The sequence below is a fragment of the Janibacter sp. CFPM2_SD2 genome, from assembly GCF_057364645.1.
The window spans coordinates 1-3857 of the sequence record NZ_JBNFOF010000248.1 but is presented as its reverse complement, the minus strand read 5'-3'; the positions used below and the strand labels follow the sequence as shown (position 1 = coordinate 3857).

Genomic DNA, 3857 nt, shown 5'->3' with positions numbered 1-3857 from the left:
GCAAAGGGGTTTTCAAAACCCCTTGCGAAAGGGGGGTGGTTTTCTCGGGTCACCCGGAAATCGAGGTACGGGTGGGGCGGGCCCCGGTCGAGACCTCGCTCAGATGCTCGCGACCCTCACGATGAGCGCCTGCTGGTCGACGGTCACGAGCAGGCGCGTGGCCTCGCCGATGACGTCGCCGTCCACCTGCACGGGGTGCGGCTCCTCGACGGACGCGGTGTAGACCGAGCCGGAGGTGCGGAGGAGCTCGGTGCCGTCCTTCTCGGAGCGGCCGAGGACACGCACGGCGACCGAGCCCCACCCGATGATCGTCTTCGGGGCGACGATGACACCGTCGAGGCGACCGTCGTCGATCCGGGCGCTCGGGATCAGCTGGATGCCGCCGGTGAGGGTGCCGCAGTTGCCGAAGAGGATCGTGCGGGCTCGCACCGGCTCCTGCGCCTTGCCGTCGATGGTCCACCGGACGCGGAATCGCTTGATGAAGATGCTGCGGAAGCCGGTGACGAAGTAGGCCGTCCACCCGACCTTGGCCTTGAGCTCCTCGCTCGTGTTGCCCATGATCGCCGCGTCGAAGCCCATGCCCGCCATGACGAGGAAGGGGTGCCGCTCCACCGGCGGCCCCTCGACCGGCTCCTCCGCCTGGCCGGAGTCCTCGGTCGCGGCCTCCTCGGCCGGGTCGAGCTCGATCCACGCGACGTCGATCGCCTTGTTGCGCCCGCTGTAGGCGACCCGCAGCGCCTCGGTGAGGTCGGCGCCGAAGGGGATGTCGAGGTTGCGGGCGAGCAGGTTGCCGGTGCCGCGCGGCAGCAGGCCCATCGGGGTGCGGGTGCCGGCGAGGGCGACCGCGACGGCGCGGATCGTGCCGTCACCACCGAGCGGGCAGACGACGTCGACGCCGGCCTCGAGGGCCTCACGGGCCTGCCCGGTGCCCGGGTCCTTGATCGTCGTCTCGATGAAGAGCGGCTCCTCCCACCCGAGCGAGACGCTCGCGGCGGTCAGCTCGGCGCGGGTCGCGGCGACGTCGTCGAACTTCGTCGGGTTGATGATGATGCCCGCGCGACGAGGCGCCGGGGCGCTCCCTTCGTCCCGCCGGAAGCGGTGACGGTCCGGCCGGGACCGGCCGTGACGGGGGGCCGCGGCACCGGGCCACGGAGCACCAGGGCGACGACGACGGCGACGAGCGCGAGCGAGATGGCGATGACGATCGCCAGGAGAGTCCAGTCCGACACGGCCGTGACGCTACCCCAGCGAGGGGCCTGCGCCCCGGTCGTCACGCCGGTGGCGGGCGGCGCCGGCGCGTGGCGCGGATATCCTGCCTGTCGTGATCGACCTCAAGACCCTGCGCGACCAGCCCGATGCCGTCCGAGCGAGCCAGCGTGCCCGCGGCGAGGACGAGTCCCTCGTCGACGCCGTCATCGCCGCCGACGAGCAGCGCCGCAGCGCCATCGGTGCCTTCGAGACGGCCCGCGCCGAGCAGAAGGCGGCGAGCAAGGAGCTCGGCCCCGTGATGGGTCGGCTCAAGAAGGCCGAGAAGGCCGGCGAGGACGTCACCGAGCTCGAGGCCGAGGCCGCCGCGCTGCGCGACAAGGGCGCCGCGATGTCGGCCCGGGTCAAGGAGCTCGAGGCCGCGGCCGAGGAGGCGAAGGGGGCGCTCGACGCCTCGATCCGTCGCATCGGAAATGTCATCCAGGAGGGTGTCCCCGCTGGCGGCGAGGACGACTTCGTCGTCCTCGAGGAGGTCGGCACCCCCCGTGACTTCGCCGCGGAGGGCTTCGAGCCGAAGGACCACCTCGAGCTCGGCGAGCTGCTCGGTGCCATCGACATGGAGCGCGGGGCCAAGGTGAGCGGCAGCCGCTTCTACTACCTGCGCGGCGCCGGCGCCCGGCTCGAGATCGCCCTCATGGCGCTCGCCCAGCAGATCGCCGCCGAGGAGGGCTTCACCCCGCTCGTCGTCCCGACGCTCGTGCGCCCCGAGACGATGGCCGGCACCGGCTATCTCGACGCCCACGACGACGTCTACCACCTGCCCGCCGACGACCTCTACCTCACCGGCACCTCCGAGGTCGCGCTCGCCGGCTACCACGCCGACGAGATCCTCGACCTCTCCGACGGGCCGATCCGCTACGTGTCGACGTCGACCTGCTACCGCCGCGAGGCCGGCAGCTACGGCAAGGACACGCGCGGCATCTTCCGCGTCCACCAGTTCCAGAAGACCGAGATGTTCGTCTTCTGCCGCCCCGAGGACGCCCAGGCCCAGCACGAGGAGCTGCTGCGCATCGAGCGGCGGATCCTCGAGGCGCTCGAGCTGCCCTACCGGGTCATCGACGTCGCCGCCGGCGACCTCGGCGGCCCGGCGAGCCGCAAGTACGACTGCGAGGCGTGGGTCCCCACCCAGGGCAAGTACCGCGAGCTGACGTCGACGAGCAACTGCACGACCTTCCAGGCGCGCCGCCTCAACATCCGTGAGCGCAACGCCGAGGGCGGCGGCACCCGCACGGTGGCCACGCTCAACGGCACCGCCATCACGAGCACCCGCCCGATCGTCGCGATCCTCGAGAACCACCAGCAGGCCGACGGCTCGATCCGCGTCCCCGCAGCGCTGCAGCCATTCCTCGGTACCGAGGTCATCAGCCCGCGCTGACGGTGATCGGCCAGTTCGCCCCGTCGAAGGGGGCCTGCCCCCTGTCGTTCAGGTGCGGGGGCTACGTTGGACTCGTCCCCCCGACGACGGAGGAGCACGAGTGATCCAGCCTGCGCGGCACGATGCGGTCGGCGCGCCCGCCCCGGTGGGGCGTGCCCGCCTCGTCGCCTCGATCACGGCGCGTGTCCTCGACGGCCAGGCCGTCGCGGTCCATGGACCGCGCGGGGATGGGCCGCTCGACGGTCCTCGACCTCGTGACCGCCGGCCTGCCGCACGCGATCACCGTTCGGCTGCAGCGGCTCGGCACCCCGGGCCACGGCGCTGCGCTCATCGCCGGCGCCTTCCCCCCAGAGACCCTCGACGAGCTGCCCGAGCGGATGCGCACCGGGCTGCTCGACCCGGGCTCCCTGCCCAGCGGCGACCCGGCGGTGCTCCTCGGTGATGCGCTCACCGAGCTGCTCACCACCCAGGCGGGGCGAGCCCCCTTCGTCCTCGTCATCGACGACGGGCAGCACCTCGACCCGCTCACCCTCACCGCGATGCGCACCGCGGCCTCCCGCTCGCTGGGGCCCGGTGCGCTCGGCATCCTCATCAGCGTCGGTCCGCCGGAGGTGTCGCCGGACACGGGATTCGTCCCCAGCCTCGCGGCTGCCCGCGAGCTCGAGCTGCTGCACCTCGAGCTGCTGCCGCTCGCCGGTGCCGACACGGTCGAGATGCTCACTGCTGCAGGCGTGCCCACCGACACCGCGCTGTGGGCGCACCGTGAGTCGGGAGGCAACCCCGGTCTCGCCCACGACATCGCGCGCGCCGTCGACGGGCTGCCGCCCGCAGAGGCCACGCGCGCCGTGCACTCCCTCGTGCGGCAGGAGGCGCTCTCCCTCTCCGGGCCGGTGCGGACCACGCTGCGGCGGGTTGCCGCGATGCACCAGGCCGACGACGGCCGTGCTCACCCGCCTCGGCGGCGACGAGGCCGTCGCCAGCCTGCGCACCGCCCGGGCGCTCGCCCTGCTCGTCAGCGAGGACGAGTACGTGCGGCTGACGCCCACCGCCCTCGGTGACGTGCTGCTCGAGTCCATCGACAGCGACGAGCTCGTCGGACTGCACCGAGAGCTCGCCGCGCACGCCGACAGCGACGCGCTCGACCGCTACCACCTCGCCCTCGCCGGCGACACGGCGACCACGCCGGCGGACCTCGGCCGCGCGGCGTGCCGAGACG

At 73.0% G+C, this 3857-nt stretch carries 5 protein-coding genes; 3 read left to right on the top strand and 2 right to left on the bottom strand.

The features are described 5' to 3' along the window. Window positions 1–99: 99 nt before the first annotated feature. Both AC2W7J_RS16600 and AC2W7J_RS16595 read right to left on the bottom strand, forming a co-directional pair. Entirely contained in the window at window positions 100–954 is an 855-nt protein-coding gene (locus AC2W7J_RS16600) for a diacylglycerol/lipid kinase family protein (protein WP_485983754.1), read from the bottom strand. Window positions 955–995: 41 nt separating this feature from the next. Further along, on the bottom strand, window positions 996–1229 hold the full coding sequence (locus AC2W7J_RS16595) for a hypothetical protein (protein ID WP_485983752.1): 234 nt from the start codon (window positions 1227–1229) through the stop codon (window positions 996–998). A gap of 92 nt (window positions 1230–1321) precedes the next feature. On the opposite strand from AC2W7J_RS16595, the gene serS reads away from it, so the two are divergent. The 3 genes from serS to AC2W7J_RS16580 all read left to right on the top strand — a co-directional run. After that, window positions 1322–2641: a serine--tRNA ligase gene (serS, locus tag AC2W7J_RS16590; protein ID WP_427801807.1), complete on the top strand. Its 1320-nt coding sequence runs from the start codon at window positions 1322–1324 to the stop codon at window positions 2639–2641. A 212-nt stretch (window positions 2642–2853) separates the two neighbouring features. Then, window positions 2854–3699, top strand: a complete 846-nt coding sequence (locus AC2W7J_RS16585; protein WP_485983750.1) for a hypothetical protein — start codon at window positions 2854–2856, stop codon at window positions 3697–3699. Beyond that, window positions 3671–3857: hypothetical protein (locus AC2W7J_RS16580; RefSeq protein ID WP_485983748.1), on the top strand; the 187-nt coding region annotated here is incomplete at its 3' end. The genes AC2W7J_RS16585 and AC2W7J_RS16580, both read left to right, overlap by 29 nt.